The organism is Paenibacillus sp. 01T422, from assembly GCF_056398785.1.
The window spans coordinates 1-1,893 of the sequence record NZ_JBFTQB010001076.1; the positions used below are offsets into that span (position 1 = coordinate 1).

2 protein-coding genes are annotated in these 1,893 nt (G+C 44.1%); both read right to left on the reverse strand.

From position 1 onward, the window contains the following. Positions 1 to 596 (reverse strand): hypothetical protein (locus tag AC1DUA_RS35675; protein WP_477504243.1); only part of this gene is annotated, 596 nt, incomplete at its 3' end. A gap of 210 nt (positions 597 to 806) precedes the next feature. Then, positions 807 to 1,893: response regulator (locus tag AC1DUA_RS35680; protein ID WP_477504244.1), on the reverse strand; the 1,087-nt coding region annotated here is incomplete at its 5' end.

Sequence of the window (1,893 nt, forward strand, 5' to 3'; positions counted from 1 at the left end):
GGATACCACCGCAAATCATCACTGTTTGTTACATTAGCTTCTTTATTACGATATTCATAAAGTACTTTTCCTCCACTGGAAAGAGCAACAGGATTTAGATTAGCTCCAATAAAGGCTTTTGGCCAAGAGATGATAAGCGGTTTGCCTGCTATTATTTTTTTGTTGATTCGATCTGCACCTACTCCTATTTCAATAGAATCAATATTCGGATCAGTCGTCTCAACTGCAAAGACACATGCTTGAACTCCGGGCGTAGTTGTATTTACATTCATCCATCCTACTGTTCTAATCTTGTCCTGATCCTGAAATTGGTTAAACGTCGTCGCCCATCTTGAGTAATAAAACCAACTACTAGGCTTCTCTTTATAGGCTACTACTGTGCGATTTCCTTCATCGGTATGAAACAAGAATACCCCGCCCCAAGGGAAATCCACCTTCTCAAAGAGCTGCGGGTTTTTATCTTTAACCGCAAAGTGTGCCCGTGCTGCTTGAATAGCCGAAAAACGAGCACCATCCAGTTCAAATATCTGGTATGCCTTTACCGTCACAAGGAACAACAACGCCGCAAATATGAATACACCCCATTTAGATTTCAATACCTCACCTCAGTCATCTTTGTTTCTGACTTGATACTCCTTATGTAATTTAATGTCTTATTATATTCGATAAAGTGTAAATGACTTCCTTTTTTCAGCTAATCTGCCCGTTAATCAGTTGGAAAAAACTTCTCGCTGCTCTCCGTCGGGAATGAGATTTTTTTTGTCACCTGACATTAGGAACTATAAAAAGACCAAAACCGCGCTGCATCAAGTCTTCGCGGTTTTGGTCTTTTTATCTGTGAATGCACGAACTAACGAACTGTATTGAATGGTCAACTCTTCAGAAGGGCGAATACCTAGCTCCTGATGAAGCAGCCGAACATAATCTGTATACAGTACGGTCAATCCCTTTTTGTCCCCAGTGATTTCGCGTATCATCATCAAATGATGAATAACCCACTCATCTAGCGGATTGTGCTGATTAAGCTTAAGCAATAACTTTGAGGCGGAGCCTGTATCTCCCGACGAAATAAGTACGTCGACAAGGCGTTTGACGAATGAAGTGTACATTTGACTATACCGTTCCGTTTCGTGAATAGCCCATACATACGCTTTATCGCCGAATAAATCACCCGTATAGAGCCGTTCAACGCTTAGGGCATTTTCCACTTGGCTGATATCGATCGTTTGCAGCTCTTTCGCTTGCAATTCGAACTCTACATAATCAATATTAGCGTCCTTCAACTCAAGTGCATAGCCATCGTTCTCTGAACGTATGACCTCGCGCATACCAAGTGGTTCCAGTGACTTGCGCAGTTGGTACACGGTTGTATTCAAATAGCTCTCCGCACCTGCTTGCTCCATGCCGCCATAAATATCCGTAACCAACTTGGAACGTGGAATACGTCTACCTCGGTAAAGCAGGAGATAGGCAAATAGCTCTGCACATTTTCGCGAGATCCACTTCACTCGGCCAGTTTCATTGCTTACAACAACGTCTCCGAGCGCTGTAATAACAACCCCTCCTCTATACTGAGCAGGTGGTACCTGGGTCGCTGGCGGATGGAAAGCCCGCCAATTCTGAAGCGCACGATGTACGGTTCGCTGCAGCCTCTCTTGGGAAACCGGCTTGACCAGATAGTCGATCACCGAAAGTTCATAAGCTTCTAGGGCGAAATCCTTGTGAGAGGTGACGAACACAATTTGAATCGGAGAGCCAACGTTTCCTAACCTTGCGGCGAATTCCAGCCCATTCTCACCTTTCATGGAGATATCAACGAATGCGAGGCTGATATCTGTATTCTCTTGTAAAAAGAAGGCAGCAGATTTCGTATCCGTGAAGGCGCCAACAACA